This is a genomic window from Pseudomonas danubii, from assembly GCF_042980055.1.
GTDB lineage: Bacteria > Pseudomonadota > Gammaproteobacteria > Pseudomonadales > Pseudomonadaceae > Aquipseudomonas > Aquipseudomonas danubii.
Window position 1 is genome coordinate 4,434,023 of the sequence record NZ_CP116502.1, and the last position, 24,709, is coordinate 4,458,731.

Annotated in this window: 20 protein-coding genes; 10 read left to right on the forward strand and 10 right to left on the reverse strand. The window is 62.2% G+C overall.

What is annotated here, in order from left to right; genetic code table 11:
• Nucleotides 1-50: 50 nt before the first annotated feature.
• From PFZ56_RS20440 to PFZ56_RS20460, 5 genes are all read right to left on the reverse strand, one after another.
• Nucleotides 51-1,190 (reverse strand): HNH endonuclease, encoded by a 1,140-nt coding sequence (locus PFZ56_RS20440; protein ID WP_170002999.1) that lies wholly within the window; start codon nt 1,188-1,190, stop codon nt 51-53.
• A complete protein-coding gene (locus tag PFZ56_RS20445) occupies nt 1,183-3,072 on the reverse strand; it encodes an AAA family ATPase (protein WP_170003001.1) in 1,890 nt (629 codons plus the stop codon). Before PFZ56_RS20445 ends, PFZ56_RS20440 begins: the two co-directional genes overlap by 8 nt.
• On the reverse strand, nt 3,073-4,716 hold the full coding sequence (locus PFZ56_RS20450; protein WP_170003003.1) for a restriction endonuclease subunit S: 1,644 nt from the start codon (nt 4,714-4,716) through the stop codon (nt 3,073-3,075).
• Nucleotides 4,713-6,560, reverse strand: coding sequence for an N-6 DNA methylase (locus tag PFZ56_RS20455; protein ID WP_170003005.1), 1,848 nt, complete (start codon nt 6,558-6,560; stop codon nt 4,713-4,715). The genes PFZ56_RS20450 and PFZ56_RS20455 overlap by 4 nt, the downstream gene beginning before the upstream one ends.
• A gap of 607 nt (nt 6,561-7,167) precedes the next feature.
• Nucleotides 7,168-7,788, reverse strand: a complete 621-nt coding sequence (locus PFZ56_RS20460; RefSeq protein ID WP_110595654.1) for a TetR/AcrR family transcriptional regulator — start codon at nt 7,786-7,788, stop codon at nt 7,168-7,170.
• A gap of 139 nt (nt 7,789-7,927) precedes the next feature.
• On the opposite strand from PFZ56_RS20460, the gene PFZ56_RS20465 reads away from it, so the two are divergent.
• Nucleotides 7,928-8,371 carry a nuclear transport factor 2 family protein gene (locus tag PFZ56_RS20465; RefSeq protein WP_110595655.1) on the forward strand — a complete coding sequence of 148 codons (444 nt, stop codon included), beginning with the start codon at nt 7,928-7,930 and terminating at the stop codon, nt 8,369-8,371.
• A 9-nt stretch (nt 8,372-8,380) separates the two neighbouring features.
• Here PFZ56_RS20465 and PFZ56_RS20470 read toward each other — a convergent pair whose 3' ends face one another.
• Nucleotides 8,381-8,641: a hypothetical protein gene (locus PFZ56_RS20470; RefSeq protein ID WP_102879385.1), complete on the reverse strand. Its 261-nt coding sequence runs from the start codon at nt 8,639-8,641 to the stop codon at nt 8,381-8,383.
• Between the two features lie 199 nt (nt 8,642-8,840).
• Between PFZ56_RS20470 and PFZ56_RS20475 the strand changes: the two genes are divergently transcribed.
• Nucleotides 8,841-9,182 (forward strand): hypothetical protein, encoded by a 342-nt coding sequence (locus PFZ56_RS20475; RefSeq protein ID WP_102879384.1) that lies wholly within the window; start codon nt 8,841-8,843, stop codon nt 9,180-9,182.
• Between the two features lie 11 nt (nt 9,183-9,193).
• On the opposite strand, the gene PFZ56_RS20480 is transcribed toward PFZ56_RS20475, so the two are convergent.
• From PFZ56_RS20480 to PFZ56_RS20490, 3 genes are read right to left on the reverse strand one after another with little or no spacing between them, the layout of a single operon-like run.
• Entirely contained in the window at nt 9,194-9,337 is a 144-nt protein-coding gene (locus PFZ56_RS20480) for a DUF2256 domain-containing protein (protein WP_102879383.1), read from the reverse strand.
• The gene (locus PFZ56_RS20485) at nt 9,334-10,881 is read right to left on the reverse strand and encodes a cryptochrome/photolyase family protein (RefSeq protein ID WP_170003007.1); all 1,548 of its coding nucleotides are present in this window, start codon (nt 10,879-10,881) and stop codon (nt 9,334-9,336) included. Before PFZ56_RS20485 ends, PFZ56_RS20480 begins: the two co-directional genes overlap by 4 nt.
• Complete coding sequence (locus PFZ56_RS20490; protein ID WP_170003009.1) at nt 10,875-11,585, reverse strand: SDR family oxidoreductase; 711 nt, start codon at nt 11,583-11,585, stop codon at nt 10,875-10,877. Before PFZ56_RS20490 ends, PFZ56_RS20485 begins: the two co-directional genes overlap by 7 nt.
• Nucleotides 11,586-11,762: 177 nt before the next feature.
• Here PFZ56_RS20490 and PFZ56_RS20495 point away from each other — a divergent pair, with 177 nt between their 5' ends.
• Nucleotides 11,763-11,906 (forward strand): hypothetical protein, encoded by a 144-nt coding sequence (locus tag PFZ56_RS20495; protein WP_170003011.1) that lies wholly within the window; start codon nt 11,763-11,765, stop codon nt 11,904-11,906.
• Between the two features lie 97 nt (nt 11,907-12,003).
• Here PFZ56_RS20495 and gltS read toward each other — a convergent pair whose 3' ends face one another.
• The gene (gene gltS / locus PFZ56_RS20500; RefSeq protein WP_170003013.1) at nt 12,004-13,215 is read right to left on the reverse strand and encodes a sodium/glutamate symporter; all 1,212 of its coding nucleotides are present in this window, start codon (nt 13,213-13,215) and stop codon (nt 12,004-12,006) included.
• Between the two features lie 511 nt (nt 13,216-13,726).
• Between gltS and PFZ56_RS20505 the strand changes: the two genes are divergently transcribed.
• From PFZ56_RS20505 to PFZ56_RS20535, 7 genes are all read left to right on the forward strand, one after another.
• Nucleotides 13,727-13,927, forward strand: a complete 201-nt coding sequence (locus PFZ56_RS20505; RefSeq protein ID WP_102879380.1) for a hypothetical protein — start codon at nt 13,727-13,729, stop codon at nt 13,925-13,927.
• 82 nt (nt 13,928-14,009) lie between these two features.
• Nucleotides 14,010-14,444, forward strand: a complete 435-nt coding sequence (locus PFZ56_RS20510; RefSeq protein WP_249735884.1) for a hypothetical protein — start codon at nt 14,010-14,012, stop codon at nt 14,442-14,444.
• A complete protein-coding gene (locus PFZ56_RS20515; protein WP_102879379.1) occupies nt 14,441-15,901 on the forward strand; it encodes an ATPase domain-containing protein in 1,461 nt (486 codons plus the stop codon). The genes PFZ56_RS20510 and PFZ56_RS20515 overlap by 4 nt, the downstream gene beginning before the upstream one ends.
• A 10-nt stretch (nt 15,902-15,911) precedes the next feature.
• Nucleotides 15,912-16,955, forward strand: coding sequence for a HAMP domain-containing sensor histidine kinase (locus PFZ56_RS20520; RefSeq protein WP_110651681.1), 1,044 nt, complete (start codon nt 15,912-15,914; stop codon nt 16,953-16,955).
• A gap of 355 nt (nt 16,956-17,310) precedes the next feature.
• A complete protein-coding gene (locus PFZ56_RS20525) occupies nt 17,311-18,243 on the forward strand; it encodes an NAD-dependent epimerase/dehydratase family protein (RefSeq protein ID WP_170003015.1) in 933 nt (310 codons plus the stop codon).
• 80 nt (nt 18,244-18,323) lie between these two features.
• Entirely contained in the window at nt 18,324-21,134 is a 2,811-nt protein-coding gene (locus tag PFZ56_RS20530) for a bifunctional glycoside hydrolase 114/ polysaccharide deacetylase family protein (RefSeq protein ID WP_102879376.1), read from the forward strand.
• The gene (locus tag PFZ56_RS20535) at nt 21,112-24,699 is read left to right on the forward strand and encodes a tetratricopeptide repeat protein (RefSeq protein ID WP_394304422.1); all 3,588 of its coding nucleotides are present in this window, start codon (nt 21,112-21,114) and stop codon (nt 24,697-24,699) included. Before PFZ56_RS20530 ends, PFZ56_RS20535 begins: the two co-directional genes overlap by 23 nt.
• Nucleotides 24,700-24,709: the final 10 nt, after the last annotated feature.

The window sequence follows — 24,709 nt, forward strand, 5'->3', positions numbered from 1 at the left end:
CTTGTTCGAGGGAAAACGGTTCGCAAGGATGAGTGGGTGCCGATTGAAGTTCAAGTTGTGAGGGTCTTTTTCCGGTCCTCATCCCATGCGTCGTCCAGGTCACGCTTCCAGGCGGCAATTCGCCGAGGGTCACACAGGGCCTTGGCCAATGCCTGGTGTACTTCATAGTTGGGTTCGGTTTCACTGAGCCCGTCGGTCCAGTCCTTCACCTGTTGATAGATGCTTTGGAGCGGCGTTGGGGCATCGTTTTTTCGCTGCCGGGTCAGGATGGATTTGTACAGCTTGCGGTTCTCGCCCTTGAGCTCTCGGGTCCAGCGATCTTCCAGGTGCAGGAGCCTGTTCAGGTTGCGGACCCGTTGCACGTCGGCGGCACGCGTGCTACTGAGCATGACACTGAGCTTCTCGACGTTGAACTCCAGCTTGAGTGTGCCGGCAGGGTTACGCCTGTAGGGGTGGAACCACTCCTCAAAGGAGCCGCTGCTGTGCACGGGATGTGCAGCCTTGTGCTGTGGTCCATTGCACTCGCCGCAGATGGGGACCAGATTCTCCGCACACACCGCTAGCAAGGGGTAGGCGCTCTTGGGTATCCAATGGTCGACCTCGACATTGCGCAACTCTCCACCGCACATCACACAGACATGCCGGGCGTCCTGGTCCTTGTCGCCCTTGTGCAGAGCAAGAAAGCTGTCGCAAAAGTGCTGGTACTTCAGAAGCAAGCTGCGCTCACCAGTCGGGGTACCGTCGGCAAGGTAGGGCAGGCCGTCTTTAAGCCCCTTGTTGTAGAACGCCTCCATCAGGTCCTGAAGGTTTTTTTGGTGGGCTTTGGCGCCCGGGGCGCCAGCGAAGGGGTAACCCACTGGCATTGCCGGAGCGATGGGCGCTGCCTCGAAGTAGCGGCCGATCCGGCTGGTTGCATTGATCCAGTCACGCAAGCGGTCTTTCTGCGCGTCAGTGAGTTCGGCCAGATGGGCGGCCCGCTCCAGAAGCTTGTGGCGATTGAGTTTCTTGTTCAGAAAGCCCCACAGCCAACGGCTTTCTTCCGGGCTGAGGGGCAGTGCCTGCAAGTCGACAGCCGTCAGTTGTGCTGCCCGGGTCGTCGGCTGGCACAACCACAGGGCAAACTCGCGCATCATGTTCTGGCATGCCCTCAAGGCGCCGGAGCAGTCGACAGGCTCGATGGGTTTAAGCATCGGTATCGCCCCGAGCGTTGCGGCTGGCCTGGAGCTTGTCGATCAAGCCATGCAGATCGGCTTTCAACTCATCCGATTTCACCTGCTCGATCAAGGCATTCAGGGTGCGAGTGTCTTCGGTCTGCTCCCAGTGGTTGAGCCGGGCGCGCAGTTCGGAGCGATAGAAACCGGTGCCAAGCCGATTGATCACCGCCCTAAGCTGCATTATTTGCGCGGCATTGGGTACCTGTACCTGTTCTACATGCTTGAGAAAGGCCTCGATACGCTGCTGTGCACGGCTGCCGATGCTGTCTTGCGTGTGAAACAGATTCATCATCAGCGCCCCGGGATCGGTGGCGAAGGTGCGGGTACCGACCTGATTGGCTGAAGAACTGCCGTCCGCTCCCTTCTTGATAAAGATGATTTCTTCATCGAACACATCCGACAGCACGATGGCCGAATGGCTGGCGATCAGCACGCTGTTGGCGTCCTCGCCCATGGCCAGCTCGATATTGCTGACGATTTCGCGTTTCCAGGCATCGTTGAAGTGGGTTTCCGGCTCGTCGAGCAGCAGCAGGGCATCTTGCTGGCCCGCCAGCAGGTGGAACAGCGCCCAGCGCCGCAGCACCATCTGTTCGCCATCGGATAGGTCGGCGTAGCTCATGACCCCGCTGTCGCTGGCGAACTCGTCCTCGGGCTTTTCGTTGCGCCGCAACGACATTTCGATGCCGTCGATCAGGCCTACAGCCAGCCAGCGCGACAGTTCGTTGAAGCGGCTGAAGGCACTCTGGCCGGCTTCGCCCAGCATCAGGGCCAGGGCCTGTTCCTGAGTCGTTGCCTGCTGCAGTTGCGGGTTCAGGTACTGGTTATTGCCCAAGGCCGGCACCGGGGCACCCACATCAAAGTGCAGCACCCGCAGGCGATTGGCGGGGTCGGGTTGGGCCAGCACCTCGCCGGCCACCAGCATCAGGTCGTGCATTTTGCTCTGCAAGGCCCGGGGGGCAGCCAGGGCCCGCTCCAGGTCCACTCGCAAGCGCACACTGACCAATCGATGCCAGCCGGCCTTTTCGAACAGGCCGGCCAGCCCCCGATCATTCTGTTGCGGCTTGCGTTGCAGCATCAGGTCCTGCAGGACCACGGCCAGCAAGGCTGCATCCGGGCGACCGTCGCTGAGCAGGATGGGGCGGTTGAGCTGGTCGCTGGCATCGTCGGTGCTGTGGGGCAGGGGAGCGGGTTCCCGAGGCCGCGGTTCGCTGGCATCCAGCGAGGCTTCGTCGTGGTGGGTCCAGCCCACGGGACGCTCCAGCTCGAAGGGATAATCCTCATCGTCCTTGAAGCGCGCAGCACTGCTCGACTGATCAAGAGGGGGACGCCAGATATCCTGCCAGGCCCTCCAGGAGCCGGAGGTGTAGGCCAGCACCCGTGGCAGCAGGTCCGTCACCGCCTGCGGGTAGCTGCCTTCCCTGACCCGGGCAATGAACGGCAGTGGTTGCTCCGGGTCCGTCGGCTCCGTGCCCAATCGCTGGATGGCCGCTTCGAACGTCTTACTGTCGGCGCTTTTGGCAAAGGGCGCGTCCTGCGCCAGCCACAGGCTGGTGGACGCATTGGAGCCTACGCTCTTGAAGATCACCGTGCGCAGGTTGCCGCTGGCTGCGGCGCCCAGTTCATAGACCAGGGTGAAGGCAAACCCCGGCAGCTTGCCATCGGCCAGGGCGATAAAGATCGAGGCAATGGCCCGCAGCAGGTGGCTCTTGCCGCTGCCGTTGAGGCCCACCACAAAGTGGATGGCGCAGGGCGCTGCCTTGTCCTGGATAAACGCGTCCCAGGGTGCATCCTGGGCGAAGCTCACCTTGAGGTCGCTCAGGGGCGCATAGAGGTTCAGATTCAAATAACGCAAACGCATTTATTGCCCCTTGTCCGAGCTTGCACGGTTGTCAGTGAAACGCTTCAGATCACTTCCCCGGCTGTCTTCCTCGGCGTGGCCCGACGCGTTGAGTCGACAGGCCCTGAAGGCGGTCATGAAGCGTCCATCGCCGTGGCCTCCGGCACCGGGAATGCCGACTTTGCGGATCAGCCCGAGGGCCGTGATCTGCTCCAGGGCGCGGCGCAGGGATACCTCGGAAATAGGGGTTTCCTGGTTAAACAGCGGATGGCGGCAGAAGGCGTCGACGGCATCCTGGTCATCGATCAACAGCGCGAACGGCAAGCTGCTCAAGGCCTCCCAGACCCGCGCCTGAAAGACCGACAACTGCGCAGCGACCCGTGCACGCGCGGTGCGTTGCGCGGGTGTCGCCCAGCCTTGTGCCTGACGAGAACCAGGGCGTGGGGTTTCCTCGACTCGCTGCGGGGCCACTTTTTTCGGCGCCCGTCGTTGGCTGCGCCACTTGCGGGACAGGCTTGCTGAGAAGGCCTCGGTCAGCATGGCTGATGCCAGGATCCGGGCCTTTTCCTGGGCATCGTGCAACTGCTGGCGTGGGACCTTGTTCAACAGGTCGACAATGACCCGCTGCTGCGCCAAGGGCGGGAGTGCCAGTTCCATGCGCTCGAAGAGTGATCGGGAGACCATTCCGCGATCACTGATGCTTTGTACCTGTTTACCGAGCCAGGACAGCCCCATGAAGCAGGCTAGGTACTCCGGGAGGACCTTGTTGTTTGGCCGCAGCACCTGGAAAGCACTCGACGCGAAAGGCGTGGCTGATTTCTCCTTGGGGACAACGAAGGCGCTGCCACTTTCGCCAAAACCCTCGGCCAGTGTGAACAGCACATCGTTGGCCTGGACTTCGATGCAGGACTTTCTCAGCGTCTCGAACTTGACCTTGGCGGGCTGCACCTGCCCGGTTGCCCGATCAATGCTTTCGGGGGTGAAGAGCCGGACTCTTGCCGGCCTTCTGCTCTCGCTGGGGCTGCGTCTGGGCGGCCTGAACTTGCAAATGGACGACATGGTGACCCGTGGCCAGGACTGGGCCTTGGCCCCGGAAACCAGCAGCTCCAATGCCAGGGCATCGGACAGATGAGCGGCTTTATGCAGCGCTTCCTCGTAAGGCCTCAACGAGGCTTGCTGCAAGAGGTCGACAAGGTAGGCCTGCTCATCGAGGGGCGGCAGATGCATTCTCAGATTGCGGAAGAAGCTCAGGGGAATGCTCAGCTGGCTTTGAGTTCCCCGGTTGGTATCCAGAGCGGCCTGCTTGAGCCAGGGCTGCTGGATGAAATGCAGCAAAAAAGCCGGAAGCACCTGAGGGTCCGGACGCAAGGCGAGAAAGTGTTGGGCAACACCGAATTCGGTGGTCAGCCCCGACATGATCCTGGCTTGCATGACATCCCGCCCACGGGTGGCGATCAGTACATCCCCCTCCTGAAACAGCGCGCCTTGTGAAGATGTTTCGCCATAGGGGCGGATATTGGCGGTCGGACTCTGTCCGTCCAGATCGCCGAGTGCCGAATTGGGGTAGAAGCTCACCAGCACTTCAGGGGCCGGACGCAGCGCACGAGGGTTGAGTTCGCAAATGTCCAGCAGCCCGACCTCCCTCCAGGAGGGAGGAAAGCTCATAGCACCTCTCCAATCAGCTTGCGCAACTGGCGCAGGCGCTCGAGGACATCGACTTCTATGGCCTCCAGCTCATCGATCAGTTCCAGGGCCGAACGTTCCTCCGTGGGCTTTGGTTGCTCGATGACTTTGTAATCGTCCAGGTCCAGGCTCCAACCGTTGCCTTCGATGCAGTCTGGGGCCAGAAGGTTCGAGCGCAACTTGTCATTGATATAGAGTCTGGGCTGCATCACTTCCACATAGGCGGAGCGGACCTGCCCCTGCTCATCGTGAGAGCCGTGGATCTGGTTATTGACCGATCGCCATGCTGGCTTTTGCAGCCAGCTACGTACCGGAACCAGCCACTGCTTGAGCTGGGTCGCTTCGCGCTCGGGGATCGCATTGAGGGACGCCCAACTGGCGTCCTGCCAAGTGTCCGGCCGGAAATACCGCTCCTTGCCGGCATCCCATACATGTTCACCCTTTTGACGCTGTCTGAAATGCACCAGTGCATCGAACAAGTCGTTATCCGCGCCAGCGGGCAGCTCATCGCGCTTGTGGTCCATCGAGTAACCATCCTGGGTGACCTCATAGAACCAGACCGCATCGGTCTTCGGTTCCTTGCTGAAGGAAGTCGATGCGTCATGGAGCCCCGTGACCTTGCGCACCACCAGGACCGCGGCCTCGATGCCGGTATAGGGATTGAAAATCTCTCCCGGCAACAGGATCACCGCCTCCACGTGATGCCGGGACAGCAGCTCGCGGCGCAGTTCAACCTCGGCTTTCGAGCTGCCGTACAGCAGGCTCTGGGGAATGATCAGCGCCGCTCTGCCTCCGACCTTCAACAGGCTCAGTGCACGCCAGACAAACAGCAGGTCAATCTTGTCGGAATGATTGACCTGATCCTCCCGGGTGTAGCTCGGCAAGTACTGGGTACCTGCGGCTTCCTCCGGATCGATGCGGCCACCAAAGGGCAGGTCACAGAGCACAAAGCTGAAGCTTTCGCTGAGTAAAGGCTGTGCAGGCCCCTGGAAGTCAGTCATGACCAGGCTGTTGCCCTGCATGAACTGCGGCAGTTCGATGCCGTGCAGCAGCAGGTTCACCCAGCCAATCCGTGCCAGGGCGTGACTGAGGTCCACACCCACCAGGCCTTCGCCAATAGTGTCTAGACGTTTATTCCGGGCTATCGGCCCGGGGGCATCGGCCAGCATGTAGTGCAGGGCGCTGATGAGAAAACCACCGGTACCGGCTGCGGGGTCGACGATACGCTGTCCGCGTTTTGGATCCAGCAGCGCCACCATGAACTGGGTGATATGCCGTGCGGTGACCAATGGGCCAATCCTGCTGCTGGCCGAGGCTTCGGTGAACAGATACTCGAACACTTCGCCGGATGAAAACCGGCCCTTGTTCTGGCGTCCGTGATAAGGGAACAGCTGATCGATAGCTTTGATCAGAAGTCTGAGTGCCTGGCTTTTGCTCGGATCAAGTTGAAAGTAGGCGTCGCGCAGCATGCCGTTCAAGCTCAAGCGCCTGGCCAGGGATGGTTGGCCGACGATGATCAGCAACTCCAGTTCCCGCAGCCACGGAAACAATCGGTCATTCAGGTAGCTGCCAGGATCCTCGTGTTGCAGCAGGGTGTTCCAGAACGAAGGGCGCTCGTCGAACGAGTTCTCATCATCAGGCATGAGCAACTGGAAGATCGACGGCAACCCATCCTCATCCGGCTCAGCGGCCATGCCATCCAGGCGCTTGAGAAATATCAGGCAGGCAATCTGTTCCAGTGCCACGTAGGGCGAGGAGGCCAGCCCGGCACCGGAAACCAGGTCCCAGAGCGAGGCAACTTTTTTCCGGATATCAGCAGGAAGCATCGTAGTCCTTTGCGATAAGAGGTCGGGGGCAGCGAAAAAGTGGCAAGTATAGGGGGTTTGCCGCAGTGGGATAAAAGCACTTGGCTAGCGTGCAGTGCGCCCGCAGATTGGCGCCAGAGTTCATGTTTTCGGTGATGGAGTGTCTGCACTCCATATCTATTGTCAAATGGAGCGTAAAGGCTCCATGTTTGAGATCCATTGGCCACTGCTGCAGAAATTCTGCGTCCATCAAGTTGCAGTACGACAGCCATGGATATCAACGGACCAGCACAGCCTCGCCCCAGGATCCTGGGGGCAATGCTTCAGCGACAGCCTTGGCGCGCTGCTGGACGTGCTCGAGAAGCGGGACTATGTACCGGCAATCGATCGCATCGCACCCCTGGTCCAGGAGCACTTGGAGATAACCCAGGCCCAAGGTCCGGCACCGTCAGCACGGCGGCCCGGGCATTGAGCTTGCGCACCTCGCTAAAGAAGAGCGAGGAGACGATCGAATCGCCAAGCCTGGCATCCCAGCGGGGGATCAGTATATGCACGCCGGCAGTGGGCGTTGCCGACCCTGGCTGGCGATCCGCCGGCGCACGGAACAGGCAGCGGGCGATGGTCTTCTTCATTCCCGGCTACCGGCCTGGAACAGTTGCAGGAAGCCTTGCAGGGTGTTGTCGACGAAGCGCTGGTCCGAGGTGCCGGCGGGAAAGTGCAGGACGCCATGGATCACCAGCGACGCCAGGCCATGGGTATAGGACCAGCCGGCGAGGGCGGCCCGACGGACCTCGGGGTGTTCGATGTCCAGTTCGAGGATCTCGGCAATGATCCGTCGCAGCTCGCCAAAGGCTTGGTTGCGGGCATTGAGTAAGAGGGGCGGCATCTCGCCAGTGGCGAACTCGGGGCCGAACATCAGCTGGTAAAGCGCCGGGTTGGCGCGGGCAAAACTGAAGTAGGCCAGGCAGGCATCGCGCAATTTTTGCAGGCCGCTCTGGGTACTGTCCCGGGGCAACACCTGGGCCAACTCGTGAAAGCCTTGAGCGGCCAAGTGGCCGATGAGCTCCGCGCGATTGGCGTAATGGTGATAGGCCGCCGTGGCACTGACCCCGACCCGTTCGGACACCGCGCGCAGCGACAGCTTGGTCGGGCCGACTTCCTCAAGCATGTCCCGGGCCGCATCGAGCAGTTGCGGTGCCAGATTGCCCACGTGGTAGGAATCCCGTGAGCGCGAGGAGTGCTTGGTCATGTTTGGAAGGCCCCGAATGGCTTCGACTGAAAGGCAAAAAAAAACGCCGAAATCTTATCATGGGCCATAATCTTGACGGCGCTAAGATTGGCTCGTAGCCTGGGCGCCACAACAACAAGACCGCTTAAGGAAGCCCCCTATGTCAGAACTGAAACTGCAACCCCAGGCCGCCGTATCCTTGCAACGCTGGCACGCCATGGTCGCCGGGCAAGATCTGCACGACTTGCCCGGACTGCTGGACCCCAAGGTGGTGTTTCGTTCGCCCATGGCCCATACCGCCTACCCGGGAGCTCAGGTCGTGGCGACCATCCTTGGCACGGTGCTCAATGTCTTCGAGGAGTTTGCCTATCACCGCGAGCTGGCCACCGCCGATGGCCTGAACGTGGTGCTGGAGTTCAGCGCCCGGGTCGGCGACAAACAGGTCAAGGGCATCGACATGATCCGCTTTGACGAGGGCGGCAAGATTGTCGAATTCGAGGTCATGGTGCGGCCCATGAGTGGGTTGCAGGCCCTGGGAGAGGAAATGGGCAAGCGTTTGTCCGCCTACCTCGCCGCCAGCAAGGGGGCGCCGTCGGCACCCTGAGAAGCCGGGTTATTCGAGGGTTTCACCGGCGGCCGGGCTCAGCCAGGTCGCCACCACCCGCCGATCCAGCTCTTCCCAGTCCGCCATTCCCAGCACCCGAGTGGTGTTCAGGCCGCGCAAATAGCCGCGCAGTTGGTAGGCAACCGCCTGCAATGCCTGCGGTTCTGCGCTGTTGTCACGCAATACGCTTTCATACTCGATCAGGTAGTCGGCCACCCGCTCGCGAAATTCGGGCAGGACGGCATCGCGGATAAGGTCAAAAGTTCGCACGCAAGAATCCCTTTTAGTTGTAGTTGGACTGCCGGGCAGTCTGCCCGCAGGGCAACTATTGGTTCAAGTGATAGTGACAATCAAAAAACAGCTATTTTGTCGGACGCGTCAACCGTGGAAAATCGCCGCCCTCGATAGCGCCCGCAGGGTTCAACCCGTGGCGCCCTGTACCCGCGTTCTTGATTCCAGGATGTGTCCGATGCGCCTTTTACCCCTGTTTGCCATGACTTCTGCCGCTGTTGTGCTGGCCGGCTGCGCCTCTGCGCCGAACAACCCGAGCCTGGTCATGCAGACCCGCAAAACCCCCGCCCAATACGCCGATTGCGTGATGCCCAAGCTGCAGAGCAGCGACCAGACCGCTACCGTTTCGCAATCACAGCGCGGCTACCGGATCGTGGTCACCAGCAAGGTCGCGGCGGACAACGTGCTGGAAGCCTACAAGGCGCCCAACGGCGGCAAGGTATTCCTCTATGAGCGGCATTTGCTGGCCTCCAGCTTTGCCCCGTCCCATTTCGAAAAGACCGCACAAGACTGCCTGTAACTCGCCGGGGCTCATGGCTTCCTGGCGCGGGCGCTGCGGCGACAGCGTTCGGAACACCAGCGCACCTCATCCCAGCAACGCGCCCAGCGTTTGCGCCAGGTGAAGGGCCGGCCGCAGGCGGCGCAGTCCTTGCGCGGCAGGTCGGATTTCTTCACAGGGGCTCTCCAGCGTCCAGGCGCGCCAGCAACTCCTCGCCCCGTTGCCAGATGGCTTCCCGGCGCGGGGCGTCCATGCGCTGCAGGTTGCGATAGGTCAGCGCCAGGCGCGGATTGGCGCCCAGTTGCTCCTGGTGGCGGATCAGGAAATGCCAGTACAGGGCGTTGAACGGGCAGGCATCGCTGCCGGTGGCCTGGTCCACCCGGTAACGGCAGCCGCCGCAGTAGTCGGACATCCGCTGGATATAGCGACCGCTGGCGCAATAGGGCTTGGAGCCCAGGTAGCCGCCGTCGGCGTGCATCACCATGCCCAGGGTATTGGGCAGTTCGACCCAGTCGAAGGCATCCAGGTAGACCGCCAGGTACCAGTCGCAGATGGCCTTGGGGGCGATGCCGGCCAGCAGGGCAAAATTGCCGGTGACCATCAGCCGCTGGATATGGTGGGCGTAACCCAGTTCCAGGGTCTGGCCGATGGCCTGGGACATGCAGCGCATGTCGGTGGCGCCGCTCCAGTAGAACTCCGGCAGGGCCCGGGTATTGCCCAGGCCGTTGAGCTCGGCGTATTCCGGCATGCGCAGCCAGTAGATGCCGCGTACATATTCACGCCAGCCGATCAGTTGGCGGATGAAACCCTCCGCGGCATTCAACGCCACCCGGTTCTCGCGGTAGGCACGCTCGACATCGGCGCAGAGCTGGCGCACATCCAGCAGGCCGATATTCAGTGCGGCGCTGATCCGCGCATGAAACAGAAAGGGCTCGCCCTCGGCCATGGCGTCCTGGTAATCGCCGAACGCGGCCAGGGAAAAGTCGAGGAAGTGCTGCCACAGCTCCTGCGCCTGCTCGTGGGTCACCGGATAGTCGAAGCGCGCCAGGTCACCGTAGTGATCGCTGAAGCGCTGGCCCACCAGTTGGAGTACCTCACGGGTAATGGCGTCGTGGCCGAAGCGCGCCGCAAAGGGCCCGCGCAAGCCCCGGGGCAGGGCCTTGCGGTTGTCGGCGTCGAGGTTCCAGGTGCCACCGCAGGGGCGGCCATCGGGCTCCAGCAGCAGGCCGCTTTGCCTGCGCATCTCGCGGTAGAAATACTCCATGCGCAACGACGTCCGTCCGGCCGCCCAATCGCGGAACGCTTCGCGCGAACACAGGAACCGCCGATCCACATGAACAGTCAGGGGCAGGCCGGCATCGCGCAGGGCCTGTTCCAGTCGCCATTCTCCGCACTCGGTGACATGCAATTGAGCCGCACCGAGGGCCGTCTGCCAGCGCCGCAACTCGCCAGGAAGGCTGCCGCTGTTGTCAGGATCGTCCAGCTTGACGTAGATCACCCGCCAGCCTTGCTCGCGCAGGCGCTCGGCAAAGTGGCGCATGGCGCTGAAGATCAGCAGGATTTTCTGTGGATGATGCCGGACATACCGCGCTTCGCTGTCGACTTCGGCCATCAGCAGTGTGTCGTGGACCGGGTCCAGGACCTTGAGCAACTCCAGGTCGAACGACAACTGGTCGCCCAGCACCAGCCCCAGTCGGCCGCCAGCGCCGGCGGCTACCACGGCAGACGCTCGCCGTCGTAGGCAAAGAACTGGCCGCTGTCGGCCGCACTCAGGCGGTCGATCAGCGTCAGCAGCTCCCAGGCCGCCACGCTGGCCGGCCGCGCCGCCGTGGAGCCGCGAAACGGTTGCGACAGCTGTGACACCACCGTGCCGGGATGCAGGCTGAGCAGACGGGCCCCGGGCCGGGTTCGCGCCAGTTCGATGGCCGCGGTTTTAACCAGCATGTTCAGCGCGGCCTTGGAGGCGCGATAGGCGTACCAGCCGCCCAGGCGGTTGTCGCTGATGCTGCCGACCTTGGCCGACAGCAGCGCCATCGCGCCCTGGGGCGCCAGCAAGGGCAGAAAGTGCCGCAGGACCAGGGCCGGGCCCACGGCATTGACCTGGAACACTGCCTTGAGCGCCTGGTCTTCAAGGGCGGCGTAGGTTTTTTCCGGTTTGATGTCGGCGCGATGCAGCAGACCGGCGGCATGCACAATCAGCTGGTAGGGCGCCTCATCCGCCAATTCGGCGGCGGCCCGGGCAATGCTGTCGGGCTGTTCAAGGTCGAGCGCGGGAAGCGTGCCGCGGGACAGGGCGCGCACCCCGGCGCAGCGCGGGTCCTCTTCGAGCCACTGGCAAAAGGCCGAGCCCAGCGCGCCGCTGGCGCCAATCACCAGAGCACGATAGCCCGCACCCAGGGACTGCATGTTCAAGTTAGTGCTCATTGTGTTTTACCCACCGATTGACGTGGCAGCGAGCCTGACTCCCTGCTCGCACTGTCAAAATCCATGAGTAATAGTTGTACATAAAATTTGATTTTGTACAGGATTTTTGCAGCGATTGCGGCTAAAAAGTCTTCAGGGTGAAGCCGCTGCCGGCTTCGGCAATGGAAGGAGAGGGCAATGTGGGGTTTTTGCTTGATGCTTGGCCTGGTATTGGTCGTGGCGCTGTTCCTTTGCCTGCGCCGTCGCTGGCCGAGGGTGCGGCGACCGGTGCGCAAGGCCAGTGCCTGTCTGGGCGGCGAAGAGCAGCACCCGCTGGATTAGGTTGTACGTGTGCGATTGTGCTGTACAGCTTTGCTCTATGGCTGTGCTGATCATGATTCGCCCGCCGGCACAGGAGTCCGGCGGGCGGAGCGCTCCATCAAGCAGCAACCCCCAGCCAAGGCAGCGCCAGGTACAGCTTGATCACGATGGCGTTGCTGATGTCGATAAAAAATGCCCCCACCATCGGCACCACCAGGAATGCCATTGGCGATGGTCCGTAGCGCTGGGTCACCGCCTGCATATTGGCGATGGCCGTCGGCGTCGCGCCTAGCCCGAAGCCGCAATGGCCGGCAGCCAGGACCGCAGCGTCATAGTTGCGGCCCATGACGCGGAAGGTGACGAAGATCGCAAACAGCGCCATCACCAGGGTCTGCACGGCCAGCAGAATCAGGATGGGCAGGGCCAGGCTGGCCAGATCCCACAGCCGCAGCGACATCAAGGCAATCGCCAGGAACAGCGACAAGCTCACGTTGCCCAGCAGTGACACTTCCTGATCGAAGACCTGATGCCAGCCCAGCGCCGACAGGCCATTGCGCAACACCACCCCGACGAACAGCACGCAGACGAAGGTCGGCAGTTCCAGCGCCGTGCCCTGGATCAAGCCGCTGAGAAAACTCCCGGCCTGCAGGCTGATGGCAACCAGGGCCAGGGTCTCGATGAAACTCAGCGCGGTGATCTGCCGCTCCTTGTAGGGCTGCTCATAGCCTCTGGGCAAGCGCGGTTCGCCTTGCACGGCCCCAGGGGGTTGCACCCTCTTGACTAGCAGGCGAGCGACCGGCCCGCCGATCAAGCCCCCCAGCACCAGGCCGAAGGTGGCCGAGGCCATGGCGATTTCGGGGGCCGAGGCCAGGCCATATTGCTCCTTGAACACTGCGCCCCAGGCTCCGCCCGTGCCGTGACCGCCGGACAGTGTCACAGAGCCGGTCAACAGCCCCATCAAGGGATCAAGCCCCAGCGCCTTGGCCAGACCAATGCCCATGGCGTTCTGTACCAGCAGAAAACCGGTGACCAGCAGCAGGAATACCGCCAGGTTGCGCCCACCTTTTTTCAGGCTGGCAAAGTCTGCGCTCAGGCCAATGGTGGCAAAGAAGGCCAGCATCAAGGGCGCCTGGAGCGAGGTATCAATGCGGACTTCCATGTCCCCCATACCCCGCAGCAGCAGAAGCAGCAAGGCCACCACCAAGCCTCCGGCCACAGGTTCGGGAATATTGTAGGCACGCAAGAAACCGACTCGGGTGACAAGGCCACGCCCCAGTAACAGCACCAACGATGCGGCCACCAGGGTTCCATAGAAGTCCAGTTGGACCATTCGCACACTCCTCAGTCTGGGTTTCTGGACGCACTGTCAGCCAGTCGCGCCAGCGGCTAGGGTTGAGAGGCCTCAACCTGATTGATTGCGGGCTGGACGGCGGTTACTGGCTTGCGACCTGCACGGATAGCCACGCACATTGCCTGGCGCCGATCGATCAAGTCGGGCCGTTGGATAAGGCTGTCGCGCAGCGGCAGGCGCATTGAGTGGTCGCGCCGCTGCCGGTAGTCGGTCTGGTGTTCTGCGTGGGAGGTTTTCAAGTAATTGATTCACGCCCGCACTTTGCGCCCGCAATGGCGGGCTGATTGCATTGCGCTGGCGTTAAGAGCGGATTAACAGAGGCCCAGGCGTGCGTGGAAAGCGGGTTTTTAAGAAATGTCTGATCAGGGGGCGAGATCAGGCGAGGGCGCATCCCCGAGCAGGATCGATTTGAACTACTGGTTTTGCAGGCACTCCACGGCAGAAGGGACAAGATTTCTTCGCCCAGACGTGTCGCCACCAGGGAAAAACCATGAAGTCCGTCGATGATTTCCGGCTTGAGGCGTACAAGCTGCTACTTGAGCTGGATGCTGCAACGACGAGCATGATGATGCTGGTTTCCGCACGACAGGCCTGCGGGCCTGAGTGGGAGAACGCAACCCGCAGGCATCAGCAGGCTTTTGAGGCCTGGACGCTGTTTCTTAGAAGCCAGGCCCCGGAGCCCTCTTTATAGGGACAGGGCCACATCCAATAGCGCTTCTATACGCGGCTATAGGGTGTACTATCGAATTCTTCTCACCCACTATCAGCCAGCCATGTCCACGCTAAGCGAAGAGAGCCGCCAGATCGTAGCTTCTCTGGCGCGAAGTGTTGGCCCGGAGGCTGACGTTGCAAGCATCGCCCAGGCGATTGTCTCAACCTTGCAGCGCATGAGCCGCGCCCTCACGCCGATTATCGGTGAGCAGGGGGTTGCCGCTCTTTACTGCCGCAGCCTTCATCTGTGCATCTCGGCGCAACCGCGCCTGGCCGGCCTCTATGACGGGCTACAGGCCGAATTGAACCTGACGGCCCTCAAGTCGGTACTCATAGAGCAAAGCCCGGCCGAGGCGCTGTTTTTCGGTGAAGTGATGCTCACCACCTTCTATGAACTGCTGACCACGCTGATTGGTCCCTCGCTCACTGCACGCTTGCTGAGTGGCGTGTGGGAGCCTTTCTTGAGCGATCCCCCTTCGCAGGAACATGCGCCATGAGCAGCAAAGTCACGATCAACCGCTTGGCCACTGGCGTGCCAGGACTGGACGAGGTGCTGGGCGGAGGATTGCCGGAGTTTTCGTTCAATCTGATCGCCGGCCCGCCGGGCTGCGGCAAGACCACCCTGGCTCACCAGATGATGTTCGCCCTGGCGACGCCGCAGCGTCCGGCGCTGTTCTTTACGGTGCTCGGGGAGCCGCCGTTGAAGATGCTCCGCTATCAGCAACAGTTCGACTTTTTTGACAGCGCAGCGATCAACCAGTCGATTCACTACATCAACCTGGCCGACGACACCCAGGCCGGCGACCTCGACGAGGTACTACGGCGTATCGTCAGTGAGGTCCAGGCTCACTCGCCGGGGTTGGTGTTCGTCGATTCCTTTCGTTCGGTGGTGCTGGCAAGCCAGACCCGGGACAACCCCAACAACAACCTGCCGCTGTTCGTCCAGCAGTTGGGCATGTTGATGACCACATGGCAGGCGACCACCTTCCTCATCGGTGAATACTTCAATGAAACCGACACCAACCCGGTGTTCACCGTTGCCGACGGCTTGATCTGGTTGCGTCAGAGCGTTCAGCGCAACTCCATGGTGCGCAAGATGGAAATCATGAAGATGCGTGGCCAGCCGACGCTGCCGGGGCTGCACACCTTTCGCATCGCCACTTCGGGAGTCCGGGTCTTTGCACCGGCGGCCATCAGCACCGTTGAAACGCCACTGGAGTTCCCCATCAAGCGCCTGAAGATGGGCGTTGCGCGTCTTGACGACATGCTCGGTGGCGGCCTGCCTCAGGGGTATTCGCTGCTGGTGGCCGGACCGTCGGGCTCGGGCAAGAGCATTCTGGCGGCGACCTTCCTCGCCGAAGGCGCGCGCAACGGTGAAACCGGCGTGATTGCAGTGTTCGAGCAACGACCCAACCATTCGCAGAACCCCACCCTGGCCGCCCTGATCCACAGTGGCCAGGTTGGCCTGGTGGACAGCCGGGCCGCTGATTTGTCGATCGATGAAATAGTCCATCTGCTGCTGACCGAGATCACCCGGATCAAGGCGACCCGAGTGGTGGTGGATTCACTATCCGGCTTCGAGCTGGCCCTGGCGCCGACTTTTCGCGAGGATTTTCGCGAATCACTGGCGCGGATGGTCAGCGCGCTGACCGGCGCCGGCATTACCGTGCTGCTGACCTCGGAGTTGGAAGATCGCTACACCGACCTGCGCTTCAGTCCCTACGGTACGGCGTTTCTCACCGATGCCATCATCGTCCAGCGCTACATCGAAGTGCAAAGCCGTTTGCAGCGCATCATGGCGGTGGTCAAGGTGCGAGCCAGCGCTCATTCCGATGAGCTGCGCCTGTACCACATCGATGATGACGGCTTGCAGATCGGCGAAATGCTGCCTGATCAGGAAGGCCTGCTCGGCGGTCGTCCCACCCGGCAACACGTGGACAAAGGCGAGGTGTGAGTAGAAAACAATGAACGAGGTCAATGGCAAGACCGACCAGGCCGCCACGGCGGCTCGTGAACTGTTGCTCCTCGGCCAGAAAATCGTCCAGGCGCGCGCAGTTCTGGCGTCGTTGCAAAAAGAACTGGGCGAAGCCAACACCCGGGTCGGCGATAGCCAGTACATCGAGCAACTGATCGAGGCCAATCAGCAACTGGTACAGGCCATCCTGCTGGCGCAATCCAACGCGCAGGAGGCCTTGCGCATCCAGCAGGAGCAGCCGTTGAACCTGGAGATGCGCGAAGCCAATGAGCAGTTGGTGATTGCAGCGCTCAGCGCGCAACACCTGCAGGCCACCGCCGAGCAACTGCTGGAGCAACAGCGGCACATCCTGGTACTGGTGGCCCACGAACTGCGCCACCCACTGACGCCCATCAGCATGATTGCCGGCCGCCTGGCCCGGGTCCCCAGTGAAGAGCTGCCACGAATGCAGGCACTGATCGAAGGTCAGGTGCAGCATATGTCGCGGCTTGTGGATGATCTGCTGGATGTCTCCCGGGTCAGCACCGGCAAGCTGCACCTGGATCGCCAGGTGGTGGACTTGAGGCAGATTGTCGATGACGCCATCGAGACCTGTAGACCCTTGATGAAGGCCCGGCATCTGCACTTCAGTGCCCAGCGACCGGATGACCCGTTGCCGGTCGAAGGCGACCCGGTGCGTCTCAAGCAGATTCTCGGCAACCTGCTGGGCAATGCTGCCAAATACACCCCCGCAGAGGGGCAGGTGACGCTTTCGGTCAGCACCCGGGGCGATGCCGTGCAACTGACGGTTTGCGATAACGGTATTGGCATTTCTGCCAAAGCCCTGCCGTTTATCTTCGAACCCTTCATTCAGGACGCCCATGCTATCGGCTTCAATGGCGCCGGGCTGGGCATCGGCCTTACGGTGGTGCGCGAACTGGTGGAAGCCCATGGCGGAACAGTGCAAGGCATGAGTGAAGGCAGCGGCAAAGGCAGTCGCTTCGTCGTGATTCTGCCCCTGGTGAGCGATTTAATTTCCACCCCCAACCCGTAGCGGTGATCGCCTGATGCCATCACTGCCAAGGCTGATAGCCTTGATCCAGAGCCTTGAAGCGCTAAGTCGTCAATATATTGGCCCTTGTTTGGCTCTGTAGCTGAAAAAATAATAAATCGACGCAATATTGACGCGATAGTATTTTTATCCCAGTATCCGGCCGCTGAACGCTTGATTTCATTGATGTTTTTTTGACGTCAGGGTTTCGGGAGTTCTTCCAGAAAGGCGTTTCAGCCTTTGAATAAGCGTGAGTAACCAGGGAAATATTGGCCATAGGGGCTAATAGCCATGGCGTATTCAGTGGGTGTGCTAGTTTCAAACGGCGCAGCTGCGATATTTTTCTTCGGGATGATCTATGTCTACTGAACGGATACTGGTGACAGGGGGCGCAGGCTTCATCGGTTCTCACCTGGTTGATGCGCTGTTGGCCAAAGGCTATGGGGTCCGGGTTCTGGATGACCTTTCGACCGGCAAGGTCAGCAATCTGCCGATGGACAATCCGCAACTGCAACTTGTAGTGGGGGATGTGGCCGATGCCGCGGCCCTGGCGGAAGCCATGCACGGCTGTGGCGCGGTGGTGCACTTGGCGGCTGTCGCTTCGGTCCAGGCCTCGGTCGAGGACCCGGTGCGCACCCACCAGAGCAACTTCATCGGCACGCTGCGGGTGTGCGAGGCCATGGTCGCCGCCGGCATCCGTCGAGTGGTGTTTGCGTCCAGTGCGGCGGTCTATGGCAATAACGGGGAGGGCACCCCGATCAACGAAGACACGCCCAAGTCTCCCCTCACGCCCTATGCGGCGGACAAGCTCGCCAGCGAGTACTACCTGGATTTCTACCGTCGCCAGCATGGCCTTGAGCCGGTCATCCTGCGCTTCTTCAATATCTTCGGGCCGCGCCAGGACCCATCGTCGCCGTACTCCGGCGTGATCAGCATCTTCAGCGAACGGGCCAAGCGAGCACGCCCCATCACCGTGTTCGGTGATGGTGGCCAAACCCGCGACTTTGTCTATGTTGAGGACTTGGTGAAGATCCTGGTCCAGGGCCTTGAACACCCAGCACCTGCAGCCGATGCCACCAACGTCGGCCTCAGCGGCGTGACCACCCTCAATGACCTGATTGCCGCCCTGGAACAGATCAGCGGCCAACCCCTGAACGTCAGCCATGGGGCGGCCCGTTCTGGCGATATCCGCCATTCCAAGGCCGACAACCGGCGTTTGTTGGAGCGTTTCGACCTGGGCACGCCCACCAGCCTGACCGAAGGCTTGGCTAGGCTGTACCGCAGTCTTTAGCTTTGCGGGCTTGCACAGACCCGTTTCCGGGGACTTGAGCGTTTGCTGTTGTGCGGATTGATTGACTTGAAGAGTGAGTGATGGACATGGAGTTTCGCCGGGGGAGTGTCTGCACAGTGGTTCGGCGTCTGTTTACTGCATTAGCGTTATGTGCCGGCCATTCGCTGGTACAAGCCGCCCCGGCGGCTCCCGCCAGCGTCGGTTTCTGGTACGCCGAGCAACCGCCGCTGCCGGAGCTGGCGCAGTTCGAGTGGGCGGTGGTCGAGCCCGGTCATATGGCCCCAGGGGATGTCGCTACCTTGCGCAAGCTGGGCAGCCAGCCGTTCGCCTACCTGTCGGTGGGCGAGTTCGACGGCGATCGCGCCGCACTGGACAAGGAAGCCCTGAGCCACGGAGCCAGCGCCATCCGCAACAAGGCGTGGAACAGCCAGGTGATGGACATCGCCACCCCGGCCTGGCGCGAACACCTGTTCAAGCGTGCCAAGGCGTTGCAGGACCAGGGTTATGCCGGTCTGTTCCTCGATACCCTGGACAGCTTCCAGTTGCTTCCCGAAGCCGATCGCGAACCGCAACGCCAGGCCCTGGCGTCGTTCCTGCGGGAACTGCACAGCCGCCTGCCGAACCTCAAACTGTTCTTCAACCGCGGGTTCGAGGTCTTGGGCGAACTCGACGGCGTCGCCTCGGCCGTGGCGGTCGAATCGATCCATGCCGGCTGGGATGCCTCGACCAAGCGTTATCGTCCGGTGTCCGAGTCCGATCGCAACTGGCTCGAAGGCGAACTCAAACCACTGCGCGCAAAAAACATTCCACTGGTGGCCATCGACTACTTGCCGTCCAACCGTCGTGAAGAGGCGCGCAAGCTGGTGCGCCAGTTGAGTCAGGAAGGCTTTATCCCGGTGGTCACCACCCCGGACCTGAATGCCATCAGCATGAGCACCGTGGAAGTGCAGCCGCGGCGCATCGCCATGCTCTATGACCCGCGTGAAGGTGAACTCTACGACCACGCCGGGCACCGGATGCTGGGCGGCCTGCTGGAATACCTGGGCTATCGGGTCGACTACCTGCCCGCCGATGACAGCCTGCCGTCCTACAGCTTCGCCGGCCTCTATGCCGGGGTGGTGCTGTGGATGACCAGCGGCCCGCCCCAGGACAGTCGTGCCTTTAACAGCTGGATTGGCCAACGCCTGGACGAACAGGTGCCGTTGGCCATCATGGCCGGGCTGCCCATCGAGGATCGCGCACTGCTCAAGCGCCTGGGGCTGAACCTCGCAGCGCCAGGGGCTCGCGGGGCACTGCAGGTGCTGAGCCAGGACAAGACACTGATCGGTGGTTTTGAAGCGCCGGTTGTGGCCCGTTCCCGTGAACTGACCCGGGTGACGCTGCTGCCCGACGGGCCGAAACCGGCACTGTTGCTGGGCGATGACAAGGGTGGCAAGTACGCCCCCGTGGCCATCGGCGCCTGGGGCGGCATGGCCTTGGCGCCTTATGTGGTGGAGTCCAATATCGAGCGCAGCCGCTGGATTCTCGACCCCTTCGCCTTTATCCAGAAAGCCCTGCGTCTGCCGGCGCAACCGCGCCCGGACACCACCACCGAGAACGGCCGGCGGATCGCCACCGTGCATATCGACGGCGACGGCTTTCCCTCGCGCGCCGAAGTGCGCGGCACCCCGTATTCCGGGCGCCAGGTGCTGGATGACTACATTCGTCCCAACCCGTACCTGACCTCGGTGTCGATCATCGAAGGGGAGATCGGGCCCAAGGGCATGTCGCCGTTTCTCGCCAGGGAACTGGAGCCGATCGCCCAGGAGATCTTTGCCGACCCCAAGGTCGAGGTGGCCACCCACACCTACAGTCACCCGTTCTACCTGCAGCCGGAGAAGGCCAAGAAGGACGAGGACTTCAGCGCCGAATACGGCCTGCGCCTGAATATCCCGGGGTACAAGAACCTGGATTACAAGCGCGAGATCCTCGGCTCGCGGGACTACATCAATAGCCGCCTGACCACCGCGCAGAAGCCGGTGAAGCTGCTCTTCTGGCCGGGGGACGCGCTGCCCAGCGCCGAGACCATCAAGCTGGCCTACGACGCCGGACTGAAAAACGTCAACGGCGGGCAGACCATCCTGACCAAGGCCAATTCCTCGTTGACCGGCCTGTACCCCTTGCTGCGTCCCACCGAAGGCGGCTTGCAGTACTACGCGCCGGTGATCAACGAGAACATGTACACCAACCTCTGGAAAGGCCCGTATTACGGCTTTCGCGACGTGATCGACACCTTCGAACTGACCGACAGCCCACGGCGCCTGCGGGGCATTCACCTGTACTACCACTTCTATTCGGGGACCAAGCAGGCATCGATCAAGGCCATGACCGACATCTATCAGTTCATGCGTGGCCAGCAGCCGATGTCCTTGTGGATGAGCGACTACCTGGATCGGATCCATGGCCTGTACCAGGCCAGCCTGGCCCGTACGCTCAATGGTGACTGGCAGGTTCGCGGCATGGATGGCTTGCGCACCCTGCGCCTGGACCCGGCGCTGGGCTGGCCGGACCTCGGCCGTTCCCAGGGCGTAGCGGGGGTCCGCGATCTGCCCCAGGGGCGTTATGTGGCCTTGAGCCGCGATCATGCGCTGCTGGCCCTGCGTCCTGAGCGTGATCCACGTCCGGCTCTGGAGCTGGCGAACATTCCCCTGCGTGACTGGCGCTATGTCAGCGACCGACAGGTGACGTTCTCATTTGCCGGTCAATTCAACCTGGAGTTCTCGGTGCGTTCGGCCAGCCCCTGCCGGGTCGAGGTCCAGGGCCAACGTTATGCCGGCAAGTCCGAGCAGGGCCTGTGGCATTTCCAACTTCCCATGAAGCAGGTGAGTAATGCCCAACTCCTCTGCAACTAAGGCCCCACGCGCGCGGCTGCTCAATCCCTGGGCGTTGCTGGTGGTGGCGATTGTCGTCGGTATCTTGCTGTGGGCGACCTATCGCAACGAAGATGCGTTCCGTCCCAAGGGCGGCCAACCGGATGAAGTGTCCGCCAGCTATGCCGAAGTCCTGCTGGCGGCCCACCCGGAAAACAACGAGTTGCGCACTCAGTTGCTCGATCTGCTGATTCAACTGGGCGACTACCCGAGAGCGGAAAAGCACCTGGCGCAGTGGTCACAGCCCGATCCGGCGCTGAAGGCCTACTACCGCTTGCAACTCGATGCCCTGGCGCTGAACAACAGCACTGACAGCGCCGCGTTACAGGCCCTGGCCGAGCGCTTCAAGGCCTTTGACTACAAGACACTGCCCAGCCCGCAGCTCGAGCGCCTGGCCACTCTGGCCTTGAGCGCCCAGGCCCCGGGACTGGCAGCCGATGCCTATACCGAGCTGGCCCGTCGCGATCCCAAGCAGCGCGATCAATGGCTACCCGAGGCGGCCAAGTGGTACCAGGCCAGCGAGCAACCCGGGCGCGCCGCCGATCTCTATGTGCAACTGCTCGATGCCAGCCAGACGCCGCAAGAGCGTCGCCAGTTCCTGGAGAAAGCCTTCAAGAGCCTGGTGGCAGCGGATCGTGGCGATCAGGCCGCCGAGCTGCTGGCCCGGGAGCTGGCCACCCAGCCGGACGCGCTGGATGCGGCGCTGCTGGATCAGGGCGTCGACGTGGCGGTGGCGCACAACCGCAGGGACCTGGCCGAGCAGTTCTTCAGTGCCTGGCGCAAGTTGCAACCCGACAGCCCGGAAGTGCTGGCCAAGGAATTCAAGCAGCGCCTGGCCTTCGGTGACCTCGAAGGTGCATATGCCGTGGGCTCGCAGCTGCTGGAGCTGCATCCGGATGATCCGCTGCTGCTGGAGCAGATGGCCCACATTGCCGAATGGCAGGGCGATTCGGCCTCGGCGCTGGGCTACTGGATCAGCCTGAGCAAGCTGCGCAACAACCCGGCCGAGTTCGAGCACACCTGGCGCCTGGCGATGCAGACCTACGATTTCGACCGGGGCATTCCACTGCTGGCGGGGATCATGAACACCCGGGCCCTGAGCGATGTCGAACTCGATGCCCTGGTGTACGCCGAAGAATCCAGGGGCACGCCCGAGCAGGGGGAACAGTGGCTGCGCCGCTATGTCGGCAAATACCCGAAACACCGGCTGGCCTGGGTCCGCCTGTTGCAGAACCTGGAAAACACCGCGCAGTACCCGCAGCGGCTGGCGGTCTGGAAGCGCTTCGCCGGCCTTTATCCGTTGACCAGCACCGAGCGGGTGGACTGGGCCAACAACCACCTCAAGCTGTTTGACAGCCCGTCAGCCTGGAAGGTGATCACCGCAGTCGACGGCAACAAGATCGATGACTTCAACTACTGGCAGTCCCGTGCCGCACTGGCTTGGGACCTGGAGTTGGACGATGAACTGCAGCTGGCACTGGAGAAGATGCTGGCCATCAAGGGCTCGCTCAATAGTGGCGACGAGAGTGAGTTGATTGCCCTCTATCGCGTCCGCGATCCGCGCAAGGCCTTGCAGTTGACCGTTGACAGTTGGCGCCGTGAGCACAATCCGCAACGCCTGATTGCGGCCCTGCAACTGGCCCAGGAGCTTCAGGACTGGCCACTGGTGGTCGACCTGCTCAAGGAAGCCGACCAGTACCCGGATGCCTCCGACCGCTCCCAGGTCCTGGCTGCCCGCGGTGCGCTGGCGGTGCAACAAGGCCGTACCGACGAGGCCCTGCGCCTGTATCGCCTGGGCTTGAGCCGCTTCCCGGATGACAACACCTTCCGCGAGCGCCTGATGTGGCTGTATGTCGACCTGGGTCGCACTGGCGAGCTCAAGCCGCTGTTGCAGCAATGGCGCTCCCTGGCCCGCGGTGACAGCACCCTATGGTTGCCGTTTGCCGCTGCCAGTCAGTTGCTCGGGCGCAATACCGAGGCCCTGGCCTGGTACCGCCTGTACCTGCGGAGCAACCCACAGGACTGGATGGTCCAGGCGGCCTACGCCGACGCCCTGGAAGGCGCGGGTTATGCCGACTCGGCCCAGCGCCTGCGGCTCAAGCTCAACCGTGAAGTGACGCCTGAGCAGATCCGCGCCACGCCTCAGGGCTATGCGACCTGGCTGCGCCTGGTGGCCAGCAGCTACTCGTCGCGCAAGGCGCTGAACAAGGCGATGCAATGGCAGGACGGCTCCAAGCCGATGCTGCAGTTGTGGTTCGACCAGATGCTGGCCCGCCTGGATGAGATCAATCAGTCGACGCAGAAAGATGACTGGCTGGCCTGGGCCCGCGCCCGTGGCCTCAAGGTCAATCGCTACGAACAGATCCAGGAAGCCCTGCGCGGCAACAACCGCCAGGCCCTGGAACGCCTGGTGGCCAGCGACGACCTGGACCCGGCGCAACGGGTCGAGGCCCTGAACAGCCTGGGGCGCAGTGGCGAAGCGCTGGCCGTGGACCTGTCGGCGCTGGGCGAGGACCAGCCTGCGTCGCTCCGTGAGCAATTGCGGCGCCAGGCCATCGAATTGACCGAGCGCACCCCCCAGGGTGTGCAGATCGCCTGGGATCGCCAGGACTACGGCGGACTGGTGTTCAACGGCCCGCGCCTCACCGCAGCGCGTTACCTGAACGACAACTGGTACGCCAAGCTGGTACTGGAGCAGGGCCGATACAGCGGCGACGTCCTCGACCCATCGCGCCTGGGCAACGAGACCAACACCGAATTGACCTTGCAGCGGCAGTTGGAGAACGGCAACTACAAGCTGATTTTCGACAGCAGCCTACGCAAGGACGATGACCGCAACGGCCTGGGCGCCAGCCGTACCTGGCAGGTGGACAGCGGCAACGAACTGGACGTCGGCGCCGATTGGCATCGCAAGAACGAGGACAGCGGCTACATGCGCACCTTCGGCCGGCAGAATGATGTCTGGGTCGGTGGGCGGCATCGCTATTCGGCCCGTGACCAGTTGTCCTGGAGCCTGGCCCAGCGCTGGTTCTCGACCCGCGGCGGCGATGACCTGGGCAATGGTCAGGCGTTGAAGATCGAGTTCGACCACACCCTGCAGTTCGAAGGGCCGAACTGGCAATTGCGCAGCGGTATCGATTACCAGCAAAACAGCCTGAACAACCGTTCGCTGCCCAACCTGGCCAATACCCTGGGTGGGGGCATCGACCTGATCGGGGCCGAACTCGACAATCCGGACCAGATCAACAGCCAGACCCTGCTGCAGAAACACTACGGCCAGCTGTTCTTCGGCAGTTCGTGGCGGCGGGGCTTCCCGGGGGCATTGAACCGCACGCGCGGGCAGTACACCTGGCTGGTGGACGTCAGCACCGGCTGGCAGTGGACCGACAACACCATCAACTACGCCATCAGTACCGGTATCGGCACCGAGGTCATAGGGGATGACGAATTGGCAGTGACCTTCGGCTACCAGTCGGCGCCACAAGGCGGAACTGGCCAGTCCGGTGGCACCGCAGGTGTCAGCTACAGCGTGCGTTTCGGACGCTGATCATGGAATT

Excerpts from the sequence above, each read along its gene's own strand:
- PFZ56_RS20440 (WP_170002999.1), bottom strand. The coding sequence starts at position 1,190 with ATGCTTAAACCCATCGAGCCTGTCGACTGCTCCGGCGCCTTGAGGGCA.
- PFZ56_RS20445 (WP_170003001.1), bottom strand. The coding sequence starts at position 3,072 with ATGCGTTTGCGTTATTTGAATCTGAACCTCTATGCGCCCCTGAGCGAC.
- PFZ56_RS20450 (WP_170003003.1), bottom strand. The coding sequence starts at position 4,716 with ATGAGCTTTCCTCCCTCCTGGAGGGAGGTCGGGCTGCTGGACATTTGC.
- PFZ56_RS20455 (WP_170003005.1), bottom strand. The coding sequence starts at position 6,560 with ATGCTTCCTGCTGATATCCGGAAAAAAGTTGCCTCGCTCTGGGACCTG.
- PFZ56_RS20460 (WP_110595654.1), bottom strand. The coding sequence starts at position 7,788 with ATGACCAAGCACTCCTCGCGCTCACGGGATTCCTACCACGTGGGCAAT.
- PFZ56_RS20465 (WP_110595655.1), top strand. The coding sequence starts at position 7,928 with ATGTCAGAACTGAAACTGCAACCCCAGGCCGCCGTATCCTTGCAACGC.
- PFZ56_RS20475 (WP_102879384.1), top strand. The coding sequence starts at position 8,841 with ATGCGCCTTTTACCCCTGTTTGCCATGACTTCTGCCGCTGTTGTGCTG.
- PFZ56_RS20490 (WP_170003009.1), bottom strand. The coding sequence starts at position 11,585 with ATGAGCACTAACTTGAACATGCAGTCCCTGGGTGCGGGCTATCGTGCT.
- PFZ56_RS20495 (WP_170003011.1), top strand. The coding sequence starts at position 11,763 with ATGTGGGGTTTTTGCTTGATGCTTGGCCTGGTATTGGTCGTGGCGCTG.
- gltS (WP_170003013.1), bottom strand. The coding sequence starts at position 13,215 with ATGGTCCAACTGGACTTCTATGGAACCCTGGTGGCCGCATCGTTGGTG.
- PFZ56_RS20505 (WP_102879380.1), top strand. The coding sequence starts at position 13,727 with ATGAAGTCCGTCGATGATTTCCGGCTTGAGGCGTACAAGCTGCTACTT.
- PFZ56_RS20510 (WP_249735884.1), top strand. The coding sequence starts at position 14,010 with ATGTCCACGCTAAGCGAAGAGAGCCGCCAGATCGTAGCTTCTCTGGCG.
- PFZ56_RS20515 (WP_102879379.1), top strand. The coding sequence starts at position 14,441 with ATGAGCAGCAAAGTCACGATCAACCGCTTGGCCACTGGCGTGCCAGGA.
- PFZ56_RS20520 (WP_110651681.1), top strand. The coding sequence starts at position 15,912 with ATGAACGAGGTCAATGGCAAGACCGACCAGGCCGCCACGGCGGCTCGT.
- PFZ56_RS20525 (WP_170003015.1), top strand. The coding sequence starts at position 17,311 with ATGTCTACTGAACGGATACTGGTGACAGGGGGCGCAGGCTTCATCGGT.
- PFZ56_RS20530 (WP_102879376.1), top strand. The coding sequence starts at position 18,324 with ATGGACATGGAGTTTCGCCGGGGGAGTGTCTGCACAGTGGTTCGGCGT.
- PFZ56_RS20535 (WP_394304422.1), top strand. The coding sequence starts at position 21,112 with ATGCCCAACTCCTCTGCAACTAAGGCCCCACGCGCGCGGCTGCTCAAT.